At 62.4% G+C, this 24,282-nt stretch carries 20 protein-coding genes and 1 tRNA gene; 19 read left to right on the top strand and 2 right to left on the bottom strand.

The annotated features are described in order from the left end of the window. The first annotated feature begins 66 nt into the window (after nt 1-66). The 11 genes from AC2FM5_RS07350 (at nt 67) to AC2FM5_RS07300 (ending at nt 11,769) form a co-directional block, all read left to right on the top strand. On the top strand, nt 67-498 hold the full coding sequence (locus tag AC2FM5_RS07350; RefSeq protein ID WP_170340610.1) for a tripartite tricarboxylate transporter TctB family protein: 432 nt from the start codon (nt 67-69) through the stop codon (nt 496-498). 9 nt (nt 499-507) lie between these two features. Then, nucleotides 508-2,046 (top strand): tripartite tricarboxylate transporter permease, encoded by a 1,539-nt coding sequence (locus tag AC2FM5_RS07345; protein ID WP_170361033.1) that lies wholly within the window; start codon nt 508-510, stop codon nt 2,044-2,046. Nucleotides 2,047-2,187: 141 nt separating this feature from the next. Then, nucleotides 2,188-3,264 carry an MHYT domain-containing protein gene (locus AC2FM5_RS07340; protein ID WP_496734782.1) on the top strand — a complete coding sequence of 359 codons (1,077 nt, stop codon included), beginning with the start codon at nt 2,188-2,190 and terminating at the stop codon, nt 3,262-3,264. A 133-nt stretch (nt 3,265-3,397) separates the two neighbouring features. Further along, entirely contained in the window at nt 3,398-4,231 is an 834-nt protein-coding gene (locus AC2FM5_RS07335) for an FAD binding domain-containing protein (protein ID WP_496734767.1), read from the top strand. Between the two features lie 14 nt (nt 4,232-4,245). Further along, nucleotides 4,246-4,740, top strand: coding sequence for a (2Fe-2S)-binding protein (locus AC2FM5_RS07330; RefSeq protein ID WP_170361029.1), 495 nt, complete (start codon nt 4,246-4,248; stop codon nt 4,738-4,740). After that, nucleotides 4,737-7,154 carry an aerobic carbon-monoxide dehydrogenase large subunit gene (locus tag AC2FM5_RS07325; RefSeq protein ID WP_170438855.1) on the top strand — a complete coding sequence of 806 codons (2,418 nt, stop codon included), beginning with the start codon at nt 4,737-4,739 and terminating at the stop codon, nt 7,152-7,154. The genes AC2FM5_RS07330 and AC2FM5_RS07325 overlap by 4 nt, the downstream gene beginning before the upstream one ends. Nucleotides 7,155-7,322: 168 nt before the next feature. Next, nucleotides 7,323-8,123, top strand: a complete 801-nt coding sequence (locus AC2FM5_RS07320; RefSeq protein ID WP_254434022.1) for an AAA family ATPase — start codon at nt 7,323-7,325, stop codon at nt 8,121-8,123. Next, on the top strand, nt 8,123-9,313 hold the full coding sequence (locus AC2FM5_RS07315; protein WP_170365945.1) for a vWA domain-containing protein: 1,191 nt from the start codon (nt 8,123-8,125) through the stop codon (nt 9,311-9,313). The genes AC2FM5_RS07320 and AC2FM5_RS07315 overlap by 1 nt, the downstream gene beginning before the upstream one ends. A 12-nt stretch (nt 9,314-9,325) precedes the next feature. Then, nucleotides 9,326-10,138 (top strand): XdhC family protein, encoded by an 813-nt coding sequence (locus AC2FM5_RS07310; protein WP_496734765.1) that lies wholly within the window; start codon nt 9,326-9,328, stop codon nt 10,136-10,138. Between the two features lie 106 nt (nt 10,139-10,244). Beyond that, entirely contained in the window at nt 10,245-10,697 is a 453-nt protein-coding gene (locus tag AC2FM5_RS07305) for an SRPBCC family protein (protein WP_496734763.1), read from the top strand. 73 nt (nt 10,698-10,770) lie between these two features. Next, entirely contained in the window at nt 10,771-11,769 is a 999-nt protein-coding gene (locus tag AC2FM5_RS07300; RefSeq protein WP_496734761.1) for a hypothetical protein, read from the top strand. Nucleotides 11,770-11,825: 56 nt separating this feature from the next. Here the strand turns inward: AC2FM5_RS07300 and AC2FM5_RS07295 are convergent. Further along, nucleotides 11,826-11,912 (bottom strand) — tRNA-Leu (locus AC2FM5_RS07295). A 211-nt stretch (nt 11,913-12,123) separates the two neighbouring features. Here AC2FM5_RS07295 and AC2FM5_RS07290 point away from each other — a divergent pair. Further along, a complete protein-coding gene (locus AC2FM5_RS07290) occupies nt 12,124-13,107 on the top strand; it encodes a complex I NDUFA9 subunit family protein (RefSeq protein WP_496734759.1) in 984 nt (327 codons plus the stop codon). Here AC2FM5_RS07290 and AC2FM5_RS07285 read toward each other — a convergent pair whose 3' ends face one another. Beyond that, nucleotides 13,108-13,911, bottom strand: a complete 804-nt coding sequence (locus AC2FM5_RS07285; protein ID WP_496734757.1) for an undecaprenyl-diphosphate phosphatase — start codon at nt 13,909-13,911, stop codon at nt 13,108-13,110. It lies immediately after the preceding gene. 228 nt (nt 13,912-14,139) lie between these two features. Here AC2FM5_RS07285 and AC2FM5_RS07280 point away from each other — a divergent pair, with 228 nt between their 5' ends. The 7 genes from AC2FM5_RS07280 (at nt 14,140) to queG (ending at nt 24,281) form a co-directional block, all read left to right on the top strand. Then, nucleotides 14,140-15,573, top strand: coding sequence for an NAD(P)-dependent oxidoreductase (locus AC2FM5_RS07280; RefSeq protein WP_496734755.1), 1,434 nt, complete (start codon nt 14,140-14,142; stop codon nt 15,571-15,573). A gap of 28 nt (nt 15,574-15,601) precedes the next feature. After that, on the top strand, nt 15,602-16,039 hold the full coding sequence (locus tag AC2FM5_RS07275) for a GFA family protein (protein WP_496734753.1): 438 nt from the start codon (nt 15,602-15,604) through the stop codon (nt 16,037-16,039). After that, a complete protein-coding gene (gene gltB / locus AC2FM5_RS07270; protein WP_496734751.1) occupies nt 16,036-20,568 on the top strand; it encodes a glutamate synthase large subunit in 4,533 nt (1,510 codons plus the stop codon). Before AC2FM5_RS07275 ends, gltB begins: the two co-directional genes overlap by 4 nt. A 176-nt stretch (nt 20,569-20,744) precedes the next feature. Beyond that, a complete protein-coding gene (locus AC2FM5_RS07265) occupies nt 20,745-21,662 on the top strand; it encodes a Hint domain-containing protein (RefSeq protein WP_496734749.1) in 918 nt (305 codons plus the stop codon). A 40-nt stretch (nt 21,663-21,702) separates the two neighbouring features. After that, the gene (mtgA, locus tag AC2FM5_RS07260; RefSeq protein WP_496734747.1) at nt 21,703-22,443 is read left to right on the top strand and encodes a monofunctional biosynthetic peptidoglycan transglycosylase; all 741 of its coding nucleotides are present in this window, start codon (nt 21,703-21,705) and stop codon (nt 22,441-22,443) included. A gap of 59 nt (nt 22,444-22,502) precedes the next feature. Continuing rightward, on the top strand, nt 22,503-23,168 hold the full coding sequence (gene fzlA, locus AC2FM5_RS07255) for an FtsZ-binding protein FzlA (protein ID WP_170364267.1): 666 nt from the start codon (nt 22,503-22,505) through the stop codon (nt 23,166-23,168). A gap of 75 nt (nt 23,169-23,243) precedes the next feature. Then, nucleotides 23,244-24,281, top strand: a complete 1,038-nt coding sequence (gene queG / locus AC2FM5_RS07250; protein WP_496734745.1) for a tRNA epoxyqueuosine(34) reductase QueG — start codon at nt 23,244-23,246, stop codon at nt 24,279-24,281. Nucleotide 24,282: the final 1 nt, after the last annotated feature.

Below are 24,282 nucleotides of genomic sequence, written 5' to 3'. Positions count from 1 at the left end.
CGTGCAGGCGGGTGCCGCGACAGCGTGGCGCCCGCACTTTTTCTACCCGAACAACAGGAGACACCGATGAGTGACCGCATCTTCGGGGTTGTCGGACTTCTTCTTGCCATTGGTTTCGCGATATCCGCGCTGGCGATCGAAGAAAGCTTTCTGTCCGATGCCGTTGGGCCCAAGGCCTTTCCTTTGATCATCGCCGCCATTCTGGGCGTGTCCAGCGCGGTGATCGCCCTGCGCCCGGACGCCGAGCCGGAGTGGCCGGCCCTTGGCCGTCTGGTCGAGATCGCCGCCGCGGTGGTGGTCATGATCCTGTATGCCGAATTGTTGCCCGAACTGGGCTTCGTCATCGCCACGGCTTTTGCCGCGGCCTACCTGGCCTGGCGATTGGGGTCGGGTCCGATCGAAAGCGTTCTGGTCGGCGTGGGCACCTCGGTTGGCATCTACGTCATTTTCCACCTGGTTCTGGGCCTGTCGCTGGCCAAAGGGCCGCTGGGTTTCTAGGGGGCGATCATGGAAACTTTTGCATCCTTGGCCGATGGGTTCGCCATCGCGCTGACTTGGCAGAACCTGATGTTGGCCCTTCTGGGCTGTTTTCTGGGCACGGTCATGGGCGCGCTGCCGGGCCTGGGCCCGTCGAACGGCGTGGCCATCCTAATCCCACTGGCCTTCACGCTGGGGCTGGGCGCGACACCGTCGCTGATCCTGCTGACCAGTGTCTATTACGGGGCGATGTACGGGGGGCGGATCTCGTCGATCCTGCTGAACATCCCAGGCGACGAGCCTGCGATGATGACCTGTCTGGATGGGCATCCCATGGCCAAAAAAGGCCTGGCGGGTGAGGCTCTTTCGCTGTCGGGTATCGCCTCGTTTGTCGGCGCGTTCCTGGCGACCTGGGGTCTGATCCTGCTGGCGCCTCAGCTGGTCAAAGTGGCATTGCTGTTCGGCCCGGCCGAATATTTTGCCCTTTTTGCGCTGGCGTTCATGACGCTGGGCGGTGTGTCGTCGACCAACCAGGCCAAATCGGCTTTTGCCGCCGCGCTGGGGCTTGGGCTGGCGACCATCGGCGTTGATACCCAAACGGGCGTGCCGCGCTTTACCTATGGCGAAGTGCATCTGTACGACGGGATCGATTTCCTGGTGGCCATCGTCGGCCTGTTTGCCCTGTCCGAGGTGTTCATTTTCCTCGAACACCGGCATGGCGGGTCTGACGCCGAGGGCAGCAAGCTGAAAATCGGCAAGCTCTACCCTCCGATGTCGATGATCAAGAGCTGCACGCCGACGATGCTGCGCACCTCGTTCCTGGGCTTCATCGCCGGGGTTCTTCCCGGGGCCGGGGCATCACTGGGGTCGTTCATTTCGTACTCGATGGAAAAGCGGCTGGTGGACAAGAAAAACACCTTTGGCACCGGTGATCCGCGCGGCGTGGCCGCGCCCGAGGCTGGCAACAACGCCGCCGCCGGAGGCGCATTGGTACCGATGCTGGCGCTGGGCGTTCCGGGGTCGGGTACCACGGCGGTACTGCTGGCGGTGTTGCTGGCGCTGAACATCACGCCCGGGCCGCTGTTGTTCACCCAGAATCCGGATGTGGTTTGGGGCCTGATCGCGGCGCTGTTCATCGCCAACTTCATGCTGCTGGCCATGAACATCCCAATGGTGGGCCTGTTCACCCGCGTGCTGATGATCCCGTCGCGCATCCTGATGCCGATCGTGGCCATGGTCAGCTTTGTCGGCATCTACGGCATTTCCGGGTCCAGCTTTGACCTGCTGGTGATGATCGGGTTCGGCGTGATGGGCTGGGTCCTGCGCAAGCTGGACGTGCCGCTGGTGCCGATCATTCTGGGTACCCTGCTGGGCAACGCGATGGAGAACAACCTGCGTCGCGCCGTGACCATCGACAATGGCAACTGGTGGACCCTGATCGACAGCCCGCTGTCCATCGGGTTGTGGGCGATCGCGATCATCGGCTTTGTCCTGCCCCTGATCGTGGGCGCCCGGGTCAAGGCCAAGATGCACCAGCGTCGTGACGAAGAAGGCGCGATCAGCGATTGATCTGCCTGTCCGCCGCCCGCCGAAATGGTCGGGCGGCGGATCGTTTGCCGGCCCGTGACCTGCAGGGTCCGCCTGCCGATTGTCCCAGACACTTCGCTTTGCTAACGTCACTCTCGCGTCGGGGAGGGCGTGCAAACCGAAATGCTGGATTACTCGCATAACGCTTGGCTCGTAGCGGCCTCGTTGGCCGTCGCACTCATGGCCGGTTTCACCGGCCTGTATCTGACGCATGGTGCTTCAAAGCTGGATGACCAGAGGCGGAAGTTCGTCGTCGCCCTGGCTGCGGTCATTCTGGGCGGCGGCATCTGGTCGATGCATTTCGTGGCCATGCTGGGCCTGCAACTGCCGATCCTGTTTTACTATGACGCGTTGATCACTCTGATCTCGGCCCTGGTTGCCATTCTGATGGTCGGGCTGGCGCTGCTGCTGTTGCATTTTCGCGCGCGTCGCCCGGGCACGATTGTCGGCGCGGGTGTGATCGTGGGTCTTGGTATCGTGGTGATGCACTATATCGGCATGGCCGGGATGGAGCTGTGCCGCCCCGTCTACACCGCATCGGACGTTGCGATCGCGACCGTGGCTTCGGTGGTGCTGTCAGTGCTGGCGATCTGGGTTGCCTACGACAATCGCACCCAGCGCAATATCCTGCTGGGCACCGTCTGTTTCGGCCTGGCCGTGTTCACCATGCACTTCGTCGCCACGGGCCTGACCGATTTTACCGCCAGTGACAACGCAGGTGGCGCGGGCCCGGCTTTGAACAATCAGGTTCTTGCGATGGGGGTGACCGTTGCGGTGTTCCTGATTTGCGGGGCATTTCTGCTGACCGGGATCACCTTTATCGGGCCCGAGCCGGCGGTCGAAGCGCCGCAGCCGGAACCGGCTCTGCGCGCCGGCGTCCCGTTCGAGCGCGAGGGCCAGACCTTTTTCACCGAACCAGCGCGCGTCGCCGCCATTCGGGCCGAGGGGCACTACACCGTTTTGTACATGGGCGCCGAGAAACTGTTCTGCCCTTGGTCGATCACCGAGGCCGAAACCCGCCTGAAACCAGACGGCTTTTTGCGGGCCCACCGAAGTTACCTTGTGAACCCCAGACACGTTTCCCGGTTTGAGCGGCACAAGGACAACGGCACCTGTTATTTCGACCAGGTCGATGCGCTCAGCAAGGTGCCGGTCAGCCGATCCCGCCTGACGGACATCCGCGAGGCGCTGGGCCTCTGATCGCAACTCGTGCAGCCCATTCGCATTTCGTGAAACAACCCGCGCCCCCCGTTCCTGCGCGATAGCCTGCGCACGCCCTCAGGACTTTGCTTGATCCCAAGGCCCCGACGTGAACGGGCCAAGGGAGGAAAACATGATACCAGCCGGTTTCGAGTATCACCGGCCAGGCGACATCGCCTCGGCCATCGGCATTCTGCAGGAACACGGGGACGAAGCGCGCGTGATCGCAGGCGGGCACAGCCTGATCCCGATGATGAAGCTGCGCATGGCCGAGATGGGCCATCTGGTCGACCTGCAGGCCATCGAGGAACTCAAAGGCATTGAGGTCGGGTCCGATACTGTGACCCTGGGCGCGATGGTCACGCAGCACGAGTTGATCACCCACGACGGTCTGGCCGACGCGATCCCGCTGATCCGCGAAGCGGCGCTGCAGATCGCGGATCCGCAGGTGCGATACATGGGTACGGTCGGCGGGAACGTGGCCAACGGGGATCCGGGCAATGACATGCCGGGTCTGATGCAGTGCCTGAACGCGTCGTTCGAACTGTCCGGCCCAGACGGCACCCGCAACGTCCCGGCCCGCGATTTCTACGAGGCGGCTTATTTTACCGCCCGCGAGGACGAGGAGATCCTGGCACGGATTTCCATCCCTGTTCCCGGCCCCGGTGTCGGGCAGGCCTATGAAAAGCAGAAACGCAAGATCGGCGACTACGCAACCGCGGCTGCCGCAGTGATGGTTGGCAACGGTCAGGCATCGGTGGCGATGACCAACCTGTCCGACACGCCCGTCTGGTCTGACGCGGCCAGCGCGGCACTGGCTTCGGGCGATGTCGACGGCTGCGTGGCCGCGATGCTCGAGGCGATCGACCCGGTGGCCGACAACCGCGGCCCCGTCGAATTCAAGAAACACGTGGCCGCCGTGATGCTGCGCCGCGCCATCGACCGTGCGCAGAGCCGCGCGGGCTGAGGGGAGGAACACAGATGTCGAAGATGCATGTCAAACTCACCGTGAACGGCAAGCAGGTCGAAGGCCTGGCCGAGCCGCGCACGTTGTTGATCCACTTCCTGCGGGAAGATCTGAAAATCACCGGCCCGCATATCGGTTGCGAAACCAGCCACTGCGGAGCCTGCACCGTGGATATTGATGGCAAATCCGTCAAATCCTGCACGACCTTCGTGGCGCAGGTGAACGGGGCCGATATCACCACCGTCGAAGGGCTGACCAATGACGACGGCAGCCTTGGTGTGTTGCAGGAAATGTTCCGCGAGCATCACGGGCTGCAGTGCGGTTTCTGCACGCCGGGTATGATCACCCGCGCGCATCGCCTGCTGCAGGAAAACCCCAACCCGACCGAAGAAGAAATCCGCTTTGGCATGGCCGGCAATCTCTGCCGCTGCACCGGGTACCAGAACATAGTCAAGGCGATCTCGGCCTCGGCTGACCTGCTGAACGCGCAGAAGGAGGCCGCGGAATGAACGACCAGACCATGACCCCCGAAGAACGCGCCGCCAACCTCAAGGGGATGGGTAGTTCTCGCAAACGCGTCGAGGACGTGCGCTTTACCCAAGGCAAGGGCAACTACGTCGATGACATCAAGCTGGACGGAATGCTGTTCGGCGCCTTTGTCCGTTCACCCTATGCCCATGCCCGCGTTGTCAGTGTCAACAAAGAGGCCGCTCTGGCCGTGCCCGGTGTCGTGGCCGTTCTGACGGCCGAGGACTTGGCGCCGCTGGGTCTGCACTGGATGCCCACGCTTGCCGGCGACAAGCAGATGGTGCTGGCCGATGGCAAGGTCCTGTTCCAGGGCCAGGAGGTGGCCTATGTGGTTGCAGAAGACCGCTATGTCGCCGCAGATGCCGTCGAACTGGTCGAAGTCGAATACGAGGAACTGCCGGTTCTGACCGACCCGTTCGAGGCGCTGAAATCTGACGTGGTGCTGCGTGAAGATCTGGAAGGTCAGACCGAAGGCGCCCACGGGCCGCGCAAGCATCACAACCACATCTTCACCTGGGAACAGGGCGACAAGGACGCGACCGAAGCCGTTCTGGCCGAAGCCGATGTGGTGGCCGAGGAGATGGTCTATTACCACCGGACACACCCCTGCCCGCTTGAGACCTGCGGCTGCGTGGCCAGCATGGACAAGGTGACCGGCAAGCTGACGCTGTACGGCACCTTTCAGGCGCCGCATGCGATCCGCACCGTCGTGTCCCTGATTTCGGGCCTGGCCGAGCACAATATCCGGGTGATCAGCCCCGATATCGGCGGCGGTTTCGGCAACAAGGTGGGCGCTTATGCTGGTTATGTCTGTTCGGTCGTGGCCTCGATCGTCACCGGTCAGCCGGTGAAATGGGTCGAGAACCGGATGGAAAACCTGATGTCCACCGCCTTTGCCCGCGACTACTGGATGCAGGGCAAGATCGCCGCCACCAAAGACGGCAAGATCACGGGCCTGTGGTGTCATACAACCGCGGACCACGGTGGGTTCGACGCCTGCGCCGACCCGACCAAGTTCCCGGCCGGGTTCATGAACATCTGCACCGGGTCCTACGACATCCCGACCGCCTATCTGGCCGTGGACGGCGTCTACACCAACAAGGCTCCGGGGGGTGTGGCCTATCGCTGTTCCTTCCGCGTGACCGAGGCCGCCTATTTCATCGAGCGGATGATCGAGGTTCTGGCCATCAAGTTGAACATGGACGCGGCCGAGCTGCGCCGGATCAATTTCATCAAGGCCGACCAGTTCCCCTATCAGTCCGCGCTGGGATGGGAATATGACTCGGGCGATTACCACACCGCCTGGGACAAGGCGCTGGCTGCGGTTGGATACGAGGATCTGCGTGCCGAACAGGCACAGCGGGTCGAGGACTTCAAGGCCGGCAAGACGCGCAAGCTTCTGGGGATTGGTCTGACGCATTTTACCGAAATCGTCGGGGCAGGGCCTGTGAAGAACTGCGATATTCTGGGCTTGGGGATGTTCGACAGCTGCGAAATCCGCATCCACCCGACCGGGTCAGCCATCGCGCGGCTGGGGACGATCTCACAGGGCCAGGGTCACGCCACGACCTTTGCCCAGATCATCGCCAGCGAGATCGGTCTTCCAGCCGACGACATCACGCTGGAGGAAGGAGACACCGACACTGCGCCCTATGGCTTGGGCACCTATGGTTCTCGGTCCACGCCGGTTGCGGGGGCTGCAACGGCCATGGCTGCACGCAAGATCCGCGCCAAGGCGCAGATGATCGCGGCCTACCTGCTTGAGGTTCACGACGACGATGTCGAATGGGACGTGGACCGGTTCGCGGTCAAAGGCGCGCCCGAGCGGTTCAAGACGATGAAAGAGATCGCCTTTGCCGCTTACAACCAGGCCATCCCGGGGTTGGAGCCGGGTCTGGAGGCCGTCAGCTACTATGACCCGCCCAACATGACCTATCCGTTCGGTGCCTATATCTGTGTCATGGAGATCGATGTCGATACCGGCGAATGGGAAGTCCGGCAGTTCTATGCGCTGGACGATTGCGGAACCCGGATCAACCCGATGATCATCGAAGGTCAGGTGCATGGCGGTGTGACCGAGGCGCTGGCCATCGCGATGGGTCAAGAGATTGCCTATGATGAGATGGGCAACGTCAAGACCGGCACGCTGATGGACTTCTTCCTGCCAACCGCGTGGGAAACGCCCAACTACACGACCGATCACACGGTGACCCCCTCGCCGCATCATCCGATCGGCGCGAAGGGTGTCGGCGAAAGCCCGAATGTGGGTGGTGTGCCGGCGTTCTCGAATGCGGTGCATGATGCGTTCCGGCCCTTTGGCCTGGTTCAGAGCCACATGCCGCATGACCATTGGCGGATCTGGAAGATCGCCAACGGCTTGGGGATGCACGGGTAGTCGGTTTCGGACCGGCGAGGCCCGGTCCGACCGAACGGAGGGGGTGCTGACCCCCTCCGACCCCCTTGGGATATTTTGGTCAAACGAAGATTGGACCCTGGTGTGACACTGAGTGACGTTCAGAACGGTTTGGCCCAGCAGGGCTATGTTGCCGACGACCGGTTGGCGATGGCGTTGCATTTGGCCCAGACCCTGGGACGACCGCTGCTGCTGGAGGGTCCGGCCGGTGTCGGCAAGACCGAAGTGGCCAAGGCGCTGGCGGCGTGGCGCGACGCCCGTTTGATCCGCTTGCAGTGTTACGAAGGGTTGGACGCCAGTCACGCGATCTATGAGTGGAACTACCAGCGGCAGCTGCTGGCCATCCGAGCCTCCGAGGCGCGCGGCGGAACCAGCGAGGCCCAACTGTTTTCCGACGACTATCTGCTGAAGCGGCCGTTGTTGGAGGCGATCAGCGCCGATGATCCGCCCGTTTTGCTGATCGATGAGATTGACCGGGCCGATGAAGAATTTGAGGCCTATCTGCTTGAAATCCTGTCGGACTTTCAGATCACGATCCCGGAACTGGGGACGATTTCCGCCAAAACGCGACCCATCGTCATTCTGACCGCAAACGGCACGCGCGATCTTTCGGATGCGCTGCGGCGGCGGTGTCTGTACAGCTTTTTGAACTATCCGTCCGGCGAGACCGAAATGGCCATCCTGCGGGCACGGATGCCCGAAGTCGAAGGGCTGTTGGCGCGCCAGATCATCGGAGTGGTTCAGAACCTGCGCAAGGAAGATCTGGAAAAGACACCCGGCATTGCCGAAATGCTCGACTGGGCCGCGGCCCTCTCGGGTCTTGGCGTCAACGATCTGTCCCAATCACCCGAGGCCGTACAGGCCACTCTGGTCTGTCTGCTGAAGACCGCTGCGGACTATGATGCCGTTCCACCCGAGGTGATGGATCGCCTGATCGGAAAGGTCGCGTGATGCAGGTAACACGGTTTCCATCGCGAGCGCACGGATTGGCCGACCGTATGGCGGGATTCGTGGCGCATCTGCGCGGGAACGGTTTGCGGGTCGGACCGCGTGAGACCGGAGATGCGCTGGCCGCACTGGCCTCGGTCGAGGCCACCGATGTCGGACAGGCGCGGGATGCCTTGTGTGCCCTGATGTCCGGGGATGCCGAGGATTGGCGGCGCTTTGACGATTTGTTCGATGCCTATTGGTTCAACGCGGGCAAGCAGCGGAACGGTGTCGCACAGAACACCCATGTCAAGGTCCAGTCGGCCAAGCCGATGATCTGGCAGACCGAAGATCGCGGAGATTCCGCTGACGATTCCCCCGATGCGCAGGATGCCAGTACCCCGGATTCCGGAGATGGACAGGCCGAAGGAACGGACGGGAAGCTGATCGCAACCCGGACCGACAACCTGTCACGCCGGGATCTGCGCGAGTTGATGGATGAGCAATCCCTGCGCCGGGCCGAAGCCGCGGCGCTTGCCCTGGCGCGGGCGATCCGGGATCGACGTTCGCGCAGGCGCAAACAGGCGCGGCGGGGTCCGGCGCTGGACATGCGTCGCATCCAGCGGGCGAGCCTTGCGCGCGGGGGCGAGCCTTTGGAGTTGTTTCGCCGTGCCCGACCGCCACGCCCGATGCGGATCGTCGCGCTGTGCGATGTCAGCGGGTCCATGACTGTCTATTCGCGTGTATTTCTGGCCTTTCTCAAGGGCCTTGTGGCCAGCGGCACGGATGCGGATGCCTATCTGTTTCACACGCGGTTGATGCGGGTCACCGATGCATTGCGGGACCACGACAGCTTGCGCGCCGCTGGTCGGTTGTCACTGATGGCCGAAGGTTTTGGCGGCGGCACGGACATCTCCGGCAGTCTCGAAAGGTTTTTGGACGGATACGGTGCGCGCGCGCTGAATGGGCGCACCATCGTGCTGATCCTTTCGGATGGCTATTGCAGTTCTGACCCGCAGGCGCTGGGCGCGGCTTTGGCGAGGATCCGGCGCAAGGCGCGCCGGATCGTCTGGCTGAACCCCCTGAAAGGTTGGGAGAATTATCAGCCCGTTGCCGCCGCCATGCAGGCCGCCTTGCCCCATCTTGATGCGCACCTTCCGGCAAACACGCTCGACGCGCTGGCCGCGTTGGAGCCCGAGTTTCAAAAGTTGTGAGAGGAACCGATCATGCCTGGTTTCGACATTTTCGACACGATTGACCAGTTGCGCAGCAGCGGTGAGGCGTTCTGCGTCGCAACGGTGGTGCGGACGGCAGATGCGACCTCGGCCAAGGCGGGCGCCAAGGCGGCGATCACCCGGGACGGGCGGATCCTCGGCCATCTGGGCGGAGCCTGTGTCCAGCGGGCGGTGCGCGCCTCGGCACAGGAAGCGCTGGCCAGCGGTGCGTCGCGAATGATCCGCGTGAAACCCTCGGACAAGGTGGTGGCAATGACCGATCCGGATGGCGTTCAGACCTTCAAGAGTGGCTGCCCATCCGGCGGTACGGTCGATCTGCTGGTCGAACCCTATCAACACGCGCCCCGCCTGGTGATATTTGGCGACACCCCGATTGCCCAAGCGTTGGCGGCTCATGCGGCATTGGCCGGGTTGCGCGTATTCGTTTCGTTTGAGGCCAGCGAGGAGGCTGCGCAATCGTGTTTCGACCCAGACGACGTGGATGCGTTGGGGGTTGAGCCCCGCGATTTTGTGGTCGTCGCCTCGCAAGGCCAGAACGACCGGGCGGCGTTGGCCTCGGCGCTGGGTACGCCGGCAAGGCGGGTGTCGATGGTGGCCAGCCAGCGCAAGGCAAAGGTTCTGGCGGACAGGTTGGTATCGCAGGGCATGGACACCGAGAAGGTTGCGCGCCTGAAGTCGCCTGCCGGACTGGATATCGGGGCCATTGATCCGCATGAAATCGCGTTGTCCATCCTGGCCGAGATCGTGCGCTGGCGAAATGCGAACACCGCCGAGGAGACAACTCATGATGAAAAACTTGCGTAGCTGGGTGGCGCGGCTATGGCCGCCCCGACCCGCCCAAACCCCCGAGGATGCCACGGAACAGGCGCTGCGCGTCTTTCCCAGATGTTGCTGAGCAGAGGAATACTCAATGGAACTGACTGACGAAATTCGCATTGCGGCCCCCCGGGACGCGGTTTATCGCGCGCTGAACGATCCCGAGGTTCTGCGTGAATGCATCCCCGGCTGCGAAGAGCTGACCCAGACCGCCCCCAACGAGCTTGAGGCCAAGGTGGTTCTGAAAATCGGTCCGGTGAAGGCGCGTTTCGCTGGCGAGGTGACACTGGACCAGACCAACGCCCCCGACGGATTTTCGCTGGTGGGCGAGGGCAAGGGCGGAGCCGCGGGCTTTGCCAAGGGTGGTGCGGACGTGGCGCTGACCGAGGATGGTGATGAGACCGTTCTGACCTATACCGCCAAAGTTGATGTCGGGGGCAAGATTGCCCAGTTGGGCAGTCGTCTGATTGCCGGAACGGCCAAGAAGCTCTCGGGCAAGTTCTTCACCCGGTTCGGCGAGGTCGTTGCCGCGCAAACCGCTGCCTGACGCAGGCGCCCGGCGCCGTTCCGGTTGACGAATTGCGTGAGGGGGGTATGCACCTGCATAGCGTTTGGCGATGATGCAGCAGGAGACAGTGGTGCCCCCCACCTCGAAAATTGCCGAACTTGAGAATTGGCTGGTGATGAAGCCCGCTGACCTCAAGTCGATTCGTCAGCTGGTCACACGGCTGGAACATGCGCCCAAGGCTCCGGGTTCGGCTGGGCGTTTCTCTGCGGCACAAGCGGACATCGTTACCTCGCTGGGCGCCGATTGGCAGGCGGAACTATTTGAGCCCGAGCACATGGTCAAACAGTACCGCGCATGGTTGGCTGCATTGCGAAGCCGCGGAGTTGCGCAAGCGGTGCCGATCGGGCAGGTCTTTTCTGGGCGCGTCCTCAAGGTACGCGGGCAGAACGCCTATTGCGGCGTTTTTCTGGACTTCTTCAAAGAGACCGGCGCTATCCCGGCTCTTTGCAATGACTGCTACAAGGTACAGATTTTGCCGCATGACCTGCGTGCGATGTTCCAGACCTATGCCCTGTTGCTTAAGCTGGATCTACCCAATGACAACGCCCGCAAATGCATGATCGAGCTGCGCGACGGGATCAAATTTCCGTACAAGGCCTATATCTATTGCGACACCGTTGATGACGTGCGCGCCTGCCTGCAGGCGTTCCGCGATCTTCAGGCCAAGCATGGCATTGAAGGAATCAGCAGCAAGATCTCGCACGGATGTTCGGAATACGGGCAGAAGTATCCAGCATTCAAATTTCCGGAAACCGATGACGCGCCCGAGTTCGTTCCCGATCCGCAATGGCCCGCTATCGAAAAGGCCTATTTCAGGTCGATCAAGCTTCCGGCACAGGCCCGGGACAGCAACACCCGTGAGCATGTGAGCCTGCGCGATGTCTTCGCCTTCTGCACATGGGTCAAATACGCCGACCTGATCGGCGACCCGACCAGCGAGGCCTACGCGGCGCTGCGCGGACCGGACCTTCCCCAGCAATTCATCAAGCGGGTGCGGTCTCAGGCAAAGATCCGTCGCTGCGAGATGGAGGAATTGCAGAAGACGGAATGAGAGCCGACCACCCGTTCGAGGGTGGTTTGCGCGGTCGTCAAATCTTTTCGGGGATATGGTGCCCAGGAGAGGACTCGAACCTCCACGTCCATACGGACACTAGCACCTGAAGCTAGCGCGTCTACCAATTCCGCCACCTGGGCAGGTGTCGTGGAGGGGCGTTTAAGCCTACTCGCCGAGGGCGTCAACAGGATTCGAACGGATTATCGAAAGTTTTTTTTCGGTCACCTTCTCGCGGCGCGATCCCGTCGGTTCCGGCAGTGTTTTTTGCCTTATGCGCGGCGTTATTGCGCCTTGTTTGCCGGGCTTTGGAGCGGTAGATCGGAACAAGACCTACACAGCAGGAGCCCAACCATGTCCAAACTGGTCACGATTTACGGTGGATCGGGATTCGTCGGCCGCTATATCGCGCGACGCATGGCGAACGAAGGGTGGCGTGTACGGGTGGCGGTCCGCCGTCCGAACGAGGCAATCTTCGTCAAGACCTATGGCGTCGTGGGCCAGGTCGAGCCCATTCTGTGCAATATCCGCGACGATGCCTCGGTGGCCAGTGCGATGCATGGCGCCGATGCGGTCGTCAACTGCGTGGGCGTTCTGAACGAACTGGGCAAGAATGGATTTGGCGCCGTGCAAGCCGAAGGCGCGGGCCGCATCGCCCGTCTGGCGGCCGAGCAAGGCATTTCCCGCATGGTCCACATTTCGGCCATCGGTGCTGACGCGAATTCCGACAGCGAATACGCCCGCACCAAGGCCGCAGGTGAGGCTGCTGTGCTGACCCATATGCCCGGTGCCGTGATCCTGAGGCCCTCGGTGATCTTCGGGACCGAAGATCAGTTCTTCAACCGTTTCGCCGGCATGACCCGCATCTCGCCCTTCCTTCCGATCTTTGGTGCCGACACCCGGTTCCAGCCGGTGTTTGTGGATGATGTGGCGCAGGCCGCAGTCAAGGGCGTGTTGGGTCAGGCCGCACCGGGCGTCTACGAATTGGGTGGGCCTGAGGCCAAGACCTTCCGTGAGCTGATGCAGCAGATGCTCGGGGTGATCCACCGCCGCCGCATCATCATCGGTCTGCCGTTCTGGGTTGGGCGGATCATGGCCGGGGTTCTGGACATGCTGAAATTCATCAGCTTCCAGCTGTTTCCGAACAACATTCTGACCCGCGACCAGTTGAAGAACCTGCGCCGTGACAATGTGGTGTCCGAAGGAGCGAAGGGTTTTGCCGATCTGGGGATCGAGCCTGCTTCGCTGGAATCGGTTCTGCCGGAATACCTGTGGAAATTCCGCCCGTCGGGTCAGTACGACGACATCCAGAACTCGGCCCGGAACCTGCGCATCTGATCAGCTGTAAGCGACAATCAGCAGGATCGTACCCAGGATCACGCGATAGATCACATATGGCGTGAAGCTGACGCTACGCAGCAGACGCATCATCAGGTTCAGCGCCAACAGGGCCGAAACAAAGGCGAACACGGCTGCAATGGCGCTTTCCTTGGCCAGCTGAGCGTTGGCCTGCCCGATCACGTCCAACGACAGCAGCGCGCCCGAGGCGATGATTGTAGGGATTGACATCAGCATCGCGATGCGCGCGCCGTCCTCGCGGGTATACCCCAAGTGTCGCGCGCCGGTGATGCAGATCCCCGACCGCGAGGTGCCGGGAATCAGCGCCAGGACCTGCCACAGACCCAAAATAACCGCGTCACGCAGCCCCCAGTCGCCGGCCTCTTTGGTCTGGGGGCCTTTTTGGTCCATCCAATACAGCAGCAGTCCGAAGCCCAACATCGTCCACCCGATCACCGCCACGGACCGCATCGCACTGCTGAGGCCGGTCAGGTGCAGGATGGCACCAACGATAACGGTCGGGATGGTGGCTACGATCAACGCCAGGGCCAGTCGGGACTGTGGGGTGTCGATGCGCCCGCGCAAAGCACGTGGCAGGCCCGCAAGGGCCAGTTTCACGTCGCTCCAGAAATACAGAACCACCGCGCCCAATGTGCCCACATGCACCGCGACGTCGATGGCCAGGCCCTGGTCTTCCATTCCGGTGAGGCTTGGCAGCAGGATCAGGTGGCCTGATGACGAAATCGGCAGAAACTCGGTGATCCCCTGGATGATCGCCACCAGAATCAGCTGAAAAAGACTCATCTGCCCGCCCGTGTTTGCGCCCGTGTTCTTTGCATTCAAGGCGTATAAGCGCGATCAGCAAAAGGAAAGTCAGGATTTAGGTCCGAAGTGGTCCTAAAAATGAACAGAAAGTCGCCCAAAGAGATCGATCTTTCCGATTTTTTCCAATTTAGGTCAGCACAATTGACTTTTCATCCGAATTGGCTTCGCATAAAGAAATCCGACCAAGCCAATTCATGGAGTCTGACCGTGGCCAAGCAACCGATGCTGAAATTTGTGCAGATCGATCGTGACATGCCTGAAAAGCGCGCCGCAACCGATCGCAGAGCGGACTTTCATGAAATCTATGCCGAATACGCCGCCGAAAAAGCCGCCGAGCAGGCCAGCCGTTGCAGCCAATGCGGTGTGCCGTATTGTCAGTCGCACTGCCCGCTGCACAACAACATCCCGGACTGGCTGCGCCTGACCGCCACCGGACGGCTTGAAGAAGCCTATCAGACCAGCCAGGCCACCAATACCTTCCCCGAGATCTGCGGACGTATATGCCCGCAGGACCGACTGTGCGAAGGCAACTGCGTGATCGAGCAATCGGGCCATGGCACTGTCACCATCGGTGCGGTCGAGAAATACATCACCGACACCGCGTGGGAGGAAGGCTGGGTCAAACCTGTCGCTCCAACCGCCGAACGCCCCGAAAGCGTCGGCATCATCGGGGGCGGACCCGGTGGTCTGGCGGCGGCGGACATGCTGCGCCGGGCCGGGATCCAGGTCACGGTCTATGACCGCTATGACCGCGCGGGCGGCCTGCTGATGTACGGCATTCCGGGCTTCAAGCTGGAAAAGGACGTGGTTCAACGCCGCAACGACCTGCTGGCCGAGGGCGGCGTCACTTTTGAACTGAACTGTGACGTCGACGCTGCCAAGTTCGCCGATATCCGCGCCAAACATGACGCCGTGATCATTGCGACGGGCGTCTACAAGTCGCGGGATCTGTCCATGCCCGGCAGTGGCCTGCCCGGTATCGAAAAGGCGATCGATTTCCTGACTGCCTCGAACCGCAAAAGCTTTGGTGACGCGGTTCCCGAGTTTGACGATGGCCGCCTGAACGCCAAGGGCAAGAAGGTGGTCGTGATCGGTGGCGGTGATACGGCGATGGATTGCGTCCGCACCTCGATCCGCCAGGGCGCGACCTCGGTCAAATGCCTGTATCGCCGCGACCGGGCGAACATGCCTGGCTCGCAGCGCGAAACACAGAACGCCGAGGAAGAGGGCGTGATCTTTGAATGGCTCAGCGCGCCCAAGGGGTTTGTCGGCGATGAGCGGGTCACCGGCGTGATGGTGCAGAAGATGCGCCTGGGCCAGCCCGATGCCACCGGCCGCCAGGCCCCCGAAGTGATTGAAGGCGCAGATTACGTCGAAGAGGCCGATCTGGTCATCAAAGCGCTGGGCTTCGAGCCCGAGGACCTGCCCACCCTGTTCGGCCAGCCCGACCTGCCCGTGACCCGCTGGGGCACCATCAAGGCCGCGTTCGAAACTGGCGAGACCGAGATGGACGGCGTCTATGCCATCGGTGACATCGTGCGCGGTGCCTCGCTGGTGGTCTGGGCGATCCGCGACGGCCGCGACTGCGCGCAAGCCATCATCGACCGGTTCAACGGCAAGGCTGCGCTTGCCGCAGAATAACCTACTGCCCAGCGACAGGAGGGACAGGATGCCCGAATTGCAAGGCCAATGCATGTGCGGCGCGGTCACCGTGACCGCGACCCCCGCCCGCGACGCGCTGGGCGCCTGCCATTGCGACATGTGCCGCCGCTGGACCAGCAGCGCGCTGGTCTCCTTTCCGGCGCAGCCGGGCTATGCGGCGCTGGGGCCGGTCAAGACCTTCACATCGTCGGACTGGGCCGAACGCGCCTTCTGCGAAGAATGCGGATCGGCCCTGTGGTACCGGATCACCCTGCCGGGCGAGATGCACGGCCAGACACAGATCGCGGCCGGCCTGTTCGACAACGCGGCCGGCAACACGCTGAAACTTGAACTCTACATCGACAAGAAGCCCGAGGGTTACGCGTTCGCAGGTGAACGCCGCCAGATGACCGAAGCCGAGGTCATGGCCATGTACGCCCCGTCGGAAGAAGGAGACAGCCAATGACGAAATATGATGCCGATTGGGTCCGGGCCGAGGAAGCCAAGCGCAAGTGGATGGCCGAAAATGGCCTGTATTCCGAGCAGGAAGAGCATTCCTCGTGCGGGGTCGGTCTGGTGGTTTCGGTTGACGGCAAGAAAAGCCGCAAGGTGGTCGAGGCCGGGATCAATGCGCTCAAGGCGATCTGGCACCGCGGCGCGGTGGATGCCGACGGCAAGACCGGCGACGGCGCGGGCATCCATGTGCAGATCCCGGCCCCCTTTTTCTATGACCAGATCCGCCGCACCGGGCACGAGCCCAAGATGGACGAGCTGATCGCCGTGGGGCAGGTGTTCCTGCCGCGCACCGATTTCGGCGCGCAAGAGCGCTGCCGGACCATCGTGGAAACCGAAGTTCTGCGGATGGGTTACTACATCTATGGCTGGCGACACGTGCCGGTGGATGTCACCTGCTTGGGTGAAAAGGCCAACGCGACCCGGCCCGAGATCGAGCAGATCCTGATCTCGAATTCCAAGGGCGTTGACGAGGACACGTTCGAGCGCGAGCTGTACGTCATCCGCCGCCGGATCGAGAAAGCCGCCGCCGCCGCGGGGATTTCGGGTCTGTACCTGGCCTCGCTCAGCTGCCGGTCGATCATCTACAAGGGCATGATGCTGGCCGAGCAGGTCGCTGTGTTCTACCCCGACCTGATGGACGAGCGTTTCGAATCCGCCTTTGCGATCTATCACCAGCGCTATTCCACCAACACCTTCCCGCAATGGTGGCTGGCGCAGCCGTTCCGCATGCTGGCCCACAATGGCGAGATCAACACGCTGAAGGGCAACATCAACTGGATGAAAAGCCACGAGATCCGCATGGCCTCGGCGACCTTTGGCGACTATGCCGAAGACATCAAGCCGATCATTGCGGGCGGATCGTCGGATTCGGCGGCGCTGGATTCGGTGTTCGAGGTTCTGGTGCGCGCGGGCCGCTCGGCCCCGATGGCCAAGACGATGCTGGTGCCGGAAAGCTGGTCGAAACAGGCGGTGGAACTGCCGCAGTCCTGGCGCGACATGTATTCCTACTGCAACTCGGTGATGGAGCCGTGGGACGGCCCCGCCGCGCTGGCCATGACCGATGGCCGCTGGGTCTGCGCCGGGCTGGATCGCAACGGCCTGCGCCCGATGCGCTATGTCGTCACCGGCGACGGTCTGGTGATCGCCGGGTCCGAGGCGGGTATGGTCCCGATCAACGAGGCCAGCGTTAAGGAAAAAGGTGCGCTGGGTCCGGGCCAGATGCTGGCCGTCGACATGAAGAAGGGCAAGCTGTACCGCGACAAGCAGATCAAGGACAAGCTGGCCGCGGCCCTGCCGTTCGGCGAATGGGTCAGCAAGATCAACGATCTGGACGAAAAGCTGGCGAAGGTCGCCGAAAAGCCGCTGTTCACCGGTGAGGAACTGCGCAAGCGCCAGATCGCGGCGGGCTACACGGTCGAGGAACTGGAGCAGATCCTCGCACCGATGGCCGAGGATGGCAAAGAGGCGATCGCCTCGATGGGCGACGACACGCCCTCGGCGGTTCTGTCCAAACAGTACCGGCCGCTCAGCCATTTCTTCCGCCAGAACTTCAGCCAGGTGACCAACCCGCCGATCGACAGCCTGCGCGAATACCGCGTGATGTCGCTGAAGACGCGGTTCGGCAACCTCAAGAACGTGCTGGATGAAGACAGCAGCCAGACCGAGATCGTGGTGCTGGAAAGCCCCTTTGTCGGCAACGCCCAGTGGGAAGAACTGGTGGCGAATTTCGATGCGCCGCTGGCCGAGATCGACTGCACCTTCGAACCCGGCAACGGCGCGCTGAGCGCCGCGTTGGCCCGCATCCGCGCCGAGGCGGAGGAGGCCGTGCGTTCGGGCGCGGGTCACCTGGTGCTGACCGACCAGTATTCCGGCCCCGGCAAAGTGGCGATGCCGATGATCCTGGCCACCAGCGCGGTGCATTCGCACTTGATCCGTCAGGGCCTGCGGACCTTCTGCTCGCTCAACGTGCGCTCGGCGGAATGCATCGACCCGCATTATTTCGCGGTGCTGATCGGCTGTGGCGCGACCGTGGTGAACGCCTATCTGGCCGAGGATTCGTTGGCCGACCGGATCGAACGCGGGTTGCTGGAAGGCAGCCTGACTGAAAACGTCGCGCGTTACCGCGAGGCGATCGACCAGGGCCTGCTGAAGATCATGGCCAAGATGGGCATCTCGGTGATCTCGTCCTATCGCGGCGGCCTGAATTTCGAAGCCGTGGGCCTGAGCCGCGCCATGGTGGCCGAATATTTCCCCGGCATGACCAGCCGGATTTCCGGCATCGGCGTCACCGGCATTCAGTCCAAGGCTGAAGGAATCCACGCCAAAGGCTGGGAGAGTGGCCTGGATGTTCTGCCTATCGGTGGCTTCTACAAGGCCCGCAAATCGGGTGAGACCCATGCGTGGGAAGCGACCTCGATGCACATGATGCAGATGGCCTGCAACCGCGCGTCGTACGAGCTGTGGAAACAGTATTCGGCCAAGATGCAGGCGAACCCGCCGATCCACCTGCGCGACCTGATGGATTTCAAACCGTTGGGCAAGCCGATCCCGATCGAGGAGGTCGAGTCGATCACCTCGATCCGCAAGCGCTTTGTCACCCCGGGCATGTCGCTGGGCGCGCTCAGCCCCGAGGCGCACAAGACGCTGAACGTGGCGATGAACCGGATCGGCGCGAAATCCGACTCGGGTGAAGGTGGGGAAGATCCCGCACACTTCGTGCCCGAGCCGAATGGCGACAACCCCTCGGCCAAGATCAAGCAGGTGGCATCTGGCCGGTTCGGTGTGACCGCCGAATACCTCAATCAGTGCGAAGAGCTGGAAATCAAGGTGGCCCAGGGTGCAAAGCCCGGCGAGGGCGGCCAGCTGCCTGGCATGAAGGTTACCGATCTGATCGCGCGCCTGCGCCACTCGACCAAGGGCGTGACCCTGATCTCGCCCCCGCCGCACCACGACATCTATTCGATCGAGGATCTGGCGCAGCTGATCTATGACCTCAAGCAGATCAACCCGCGCGCCAAGGTGACGGTCAAGCTGGTGGCGTCCTCGGGCGTGGGCACGATCGCCGCCGGGGTGGCCAAGGCCAAGGCCGACATCATCCTGATCTCGGGCCACAATGGCGGCACCGGGGCATCCCCCGCGACCAGCATTAAATATGCCGGCCTGCCGTGGGAAATGGGCCTGACCGAGGCGCATCAGGTTCTGGCGATGAACAACCTGCGCGACCGGGTGACCCTGCGTACCGATGGTGGCCTGCGCACCGGGCGTGACATCGTCATGGCGGCGATGATGGGGGCCGAGGAATACGGCATCGGCACCGCCGCCCTGATCGCGATGGGCTGCATCATGGTGCGCCAGTGCCAGTCGAACACCTGCCCGGTGGGCGTATGTACGCAGGACGAGAGCCTGCGCGCCAAGTTCACCGGCAATGCCGACAAGGTGGTGAACCTGATCACCTTCTACGCACAGGAAGTGCGCGAGATCCTGGCCAGCCTCGGCGCACGGTCGGTCGACGAAATCATCGGCCGGGCCGATCTGCTGGCGCAGGTCAGCCGCGGGTCGGCGCATCTGGACGATCTGGACCTGAATCCGCTGCTGATCACCGTCGATGGCGCGCAAAACATCGTCTATGACCGTGACAAGCCCCGCAACGCGGTGCCTGATACGCTGGACTCTGAAATCGTGCGCGACGCTGCGCGGTTCCTGAAGGATGGCGAGAAGATGCAGCTGTCTTATGCCGTGCAGAACACGCACCGGACGGTGGGCACCCGCGTGTCCAGCCACATCGTGCAGAACTTTGGCATGCGCAACACGTTCCAGCCGGACCACCTGCATGTGAAACTGCAAGGCTCGGCCGGCCAGTCGCTGGGCGCCTTCGCCGCGCCGGGGCTCAAGCTGGAAGTGTCGGGCGACGCCAACGACTATGTGGGCAAGGGCCTGTCGGGCGGTACCATCGTCGTGCGCCCGCCGCAGGTCAGCCCGTTACAGGCCGACCGGAATACGATCATCGGCAACACGGTCCTGTACGGCGCGACCGACGGGTACCTGTTCGCGGCTGGCCGTGCTGGTGAACGCTTTGCCGTGCGCAACTCGGGTGCCACCGTGGTGGTCGAGGGCTGCGGCTCGAACGGGTGTGAGTACATGACCGGCGGCGTTGCGGTGATCCTCGGTGACATCGGTGCGAACTTTGGCGCGGGGATGACGGGTGGCATGGCCTATCTGTACGACCCCGAAGGCAAGGCGCAGCTGCTGATGAACATGGAAACCCTGGTGACCTGCCCCGTAACGGTCGAGCATTGGGAGATGCAGCTGAAGTCGCTGATCGAGCGCCACGCCGCGGAGACCGGCAGCCGCAAGGCCGCCGATATCCTGCAGCACTGGGATGTCGAGCTGTCGAACTTCCTGCAGGTCTGCCCGAAGGAAATGCTGAACAAACTCAGCCACCCGCTGAGCCACGAGGCAGCGGCGGTTCCGGCCGAGTAAGACCGCCTGTGAAGCCTGCCCCGCGTGTTTGAAAAGACACGCGGGGTTTTCGTTTTCTGCCCTCCCGTTTCCGGATTTCTTGAAAAAACATTGCGTGCCGCTAGGCCTGTACACGGAAAGTTTGGAAATTTCGCCAATGCTTCCGCTTGCCGCCAATTTCGCCAGGGAGTCGTCGCATGCCCACGACCTATCTTGACCAGTTCTTTGCCATGGATCCGGCCAGCCCGCCGGCAACGGGGACCCTTCTGACGGTTGAGAAGTACAATCTGGTCGACCAGAACGACGATGGCGACATCGACAGTTCCGACAATGACTCGGTCAACGGCATTGATGTCACCCGATCCTGGCCGGGCGACACGGTGACGATCAACGTGTCCGGTGTGGGGAACGTCACCTACACGGGAATCACCTTCTATCTGGCTGATGGCAGCCGCGTGTTCACCCCGACGGACGGTCAGGTGCTGCAAGAGGGGACGCTAGTCTCGACGACTTTCGTCAATACCGAAGGTCCCTTGGTGGTTCCGGGTGAGCTTGGGCCGCCGTGTTTTACTGCCGGAACAATGATAAAGACACCCGATGGATTGCACCGCGTCGAGGATCTGCAGGCCGGTGACCTGGTCACGACGGTCGACAATGGTGCGCGGGCCCTGATCTGGGTCGGCAGAACCACCGTCGCGGCCGAGGGCAACGCCGCACCGATCCGCTTTGCCGAAGGGGTTTTGGGACTGGACCGTGACACTCTGTTCTCGCCCCAGCACCGGATGCTGATCGACGATTGGCGCGCGGCTTATTTCTACGGCCACCCCGAGGTTTTGATTGCCGCACATTCCCTGGTCAACGGCACGACGGTGACCCGGGTCGAAGGTGGAGAGATCGAGTATTTCCACCTGTTGTTCGACCAACACGAGATCGTCATCGCCAACGGCGCCAAAAGCGAAAGCTACTATCCCGGCCACGCCGTTACGCGGTCTGACCGGGAAACCCAGGCCGAGCTGTTGCGACTGTTCCCGCAGTTGGCAGCGGTGGAAGATGGTGGTCCGAAAACCGCCCGTCCGGTGGTGCGCCCGCGCGAAGGGCGGCTGATCGCGTCATAATTCCGTTCCAAATACCGGTGCTGCGGCGTATAGCAGGAACATGGCGAAGAAAGCAGCGCGCAAATCCCGCGGTAAGTTCAAAAAGGCAACCCGGTCTCGGAAAACGGAAACGCTCATCGTTCGGATTCGGCGGTGGGCACTGCGTGTCGTCGGTGCCCTGGCCGCGGCGTTCGTGGCGCTTGTTTTGCTTTACACCGTGGTCAACCCGCCGATCACCCATACGATCTGGTCCGAGTGGCGCCGCCTGGGCAAGGTGGACCGGGAATGGGTCGCGATCGAGGATATGTCTTCGGTCATGGCCCGGTCGGTCGTTGCGGCCGAGGATGCGAATTTCTGCCTGCATTGGGGCTTTGACGTAAACGCGATCCGCGATGCGCTTGAAGATGGTGGCAACCGCGGGGCGTCGACCATTTCTCAGCAGGTGGTCAAGAATGTCTTTCTGTGGCAGGGGCGCAGTTGGGTGCGCAAGGCGCTTGAGACCTCCATGACCCCGGTCGTCGAAATCCTCTGGAGCAAGAAGCGCATACTCGAGGTGTATCTGAACGTGGCGGAGACCGGTGAGGGACTGTTCGGGATCGAGGCGGCCGCCCGCAAGAATTTTGGAGTCAGTTCCGCCCAACTCAGCCCGGTGCAGGCGGCGCGGCTGGCGGCAATCCTTCCGTCACCGCGAAACCGTTCGGTCACGGACCCGTCGGTTTACACCCGCAGACGAGCCGCCGCGATCCGCGATGGAGCGGCCACCATCCGCGCAGATGGTCGCGCAGATTGCTTCGAGGATTGAAACTTCTGCCCGTCAGCGGCTATTGCTGAGCGGTACTCAATTGGTTCGAATGGATCCACATGGCGCGTTTGTTTCACGTTCCCCTGTCCCCCTTTTGTCGAAAAGTCCGCCTGTCCCTGGCGGAAAAGAAGATCGAAGTCGAATTGGTCGAGGAAAAGTACTGGGAAAAATCCCCGGACTTCTTGCGCAGAAACCCTGCGGCCAAGGTCCCGGTTCTGCGGCTGGATGGCCGGGTGATGTCAGAAAGCGCGGCGATCTGCGAATACATCGAAGAGACGCGGCCGGAACCCGCATTGATGCCAAAAACTCCGGAAGCACGGTTCGAGGTGCGCCGTCTGGTCAGTTGGTTTGATGACAAATTTCACCATGAGGTGACATCCAAGCTGCTGTACGAGCGGGTGAACAAAAAAGTGACCGGTCAGGGCTATCCCGACAGCAAGAACGTCAAGGAAGGCGCGCGGGCAATCAAGTTCCACTTGGATTACATGGCCTGGCTGCTGGATCAGCGGCGCTGGCTGGCGGGGGATCAGATGACATTGGCCGATTTTGCGGCTGCCGCGCATCTGTCGGCGTTGGACTATATTTCGGACGTGGACTGGAATCGCAGCCATGTGGTCAAGGACTGGTACGCCAAGATCAAGTCTCGCCCGGCCTTCCGGTCGATTCTGGCGGATCAGGTGCCGGGCTTCCGCCCGCCCGCCCATTACGCCGACCTGGATTTCTGATAGGTTGGGGCAGGGGGCGGTCTGCCCCCTCTTGGCCCATTGGGCCAATTCACCCCCGAGGATATTTTGGGCCAGATGAACAGCGCGACGGCATTGAAGGACAGGTTGGTGTCGCAGGCCCGGGCCGAGGGGTTCGTGTCGTGCCGGATCTGCCGACCCTGGGACGTGCCGGAAGTGCCTGCGCGGTTGGCCGCCTTTCTGGCGGCCGGTTATCACGGGCAGATGGGCTGGATGGCCGAGCGGGCCCATTGGCGGGGGGATCCGGCGGAGCTGTGGCCTGAAACGCGCTCGGTCATCATGCTGGCCGAGAGTTACACGCCGGATCATGATCCGACCGAGGTTCTGGGCCGACCCGATCGCGGGGCGATCTCGGTCTATGCTCAGAACAAAGACTACCATGATCTGGTCAAAAAGCGGCTGAAGCGGCTGGCCCGGTGGCTGATTGCCGAAGCCGGGGGCGAGGTGAAGGTGTTCGTCGACACCGCGCCGGTGCCCGAGAAAGCACTGGGCCATGCGGCCGGGTTGGGCTGGCAGGGCAAACACACCAATCTGGTCAGCCGGGAGTGGGGCAATTGGGCCTTTTTAGGGTCTGTTTTCACCACTCTGGACCTGCCGACGGACCCGCCGGAAGTGGATCATTGCGGGTCGTGTCGGGCCTGTCTGGATGCCTGTCCGACGGATGCCTTTCCGGCGCCCTATCAACTGGATGCGCGGCGCTGCATTTCCTATCTGACCATCGAGCACAAGGGGCCGGTGGATCAGGAGTTGCGCGGCAAGCTGGGCAACCGGATCTATGGCTGTGATGATTGCCTGGCCGCCTGTCCTTGGAACAAGTTCGCGGTGGCGGCCAGTGACATCCGATATGCCGCGCGCCAAGACCTGATGGCGCCGCCGTTGGCGGAACTGGCCGGGTTGGACGATGCGGCGTTCCGGGCCAGATTCTCGGGTTCTCCGATCAAGCGGATCGGGCGCGACCGGTTCGTGCGAAACGTTCTGTATGCCATCGGCAATTCCGGGTCGTCGGAGTTGATTCCGGTCGCGCAGGCGTTGATCGAGGATGCCGACCCCACGGTGGCCGACGCGGCGCGCTGGGCGGTCGAACAACTGTCGTGAA

Source organism: Ruegeria sp. BHSA162, assembly GCF_059613385.1.
This window is presented reverse-complemented; position numbering and strand designations above follow the sequence as displayed.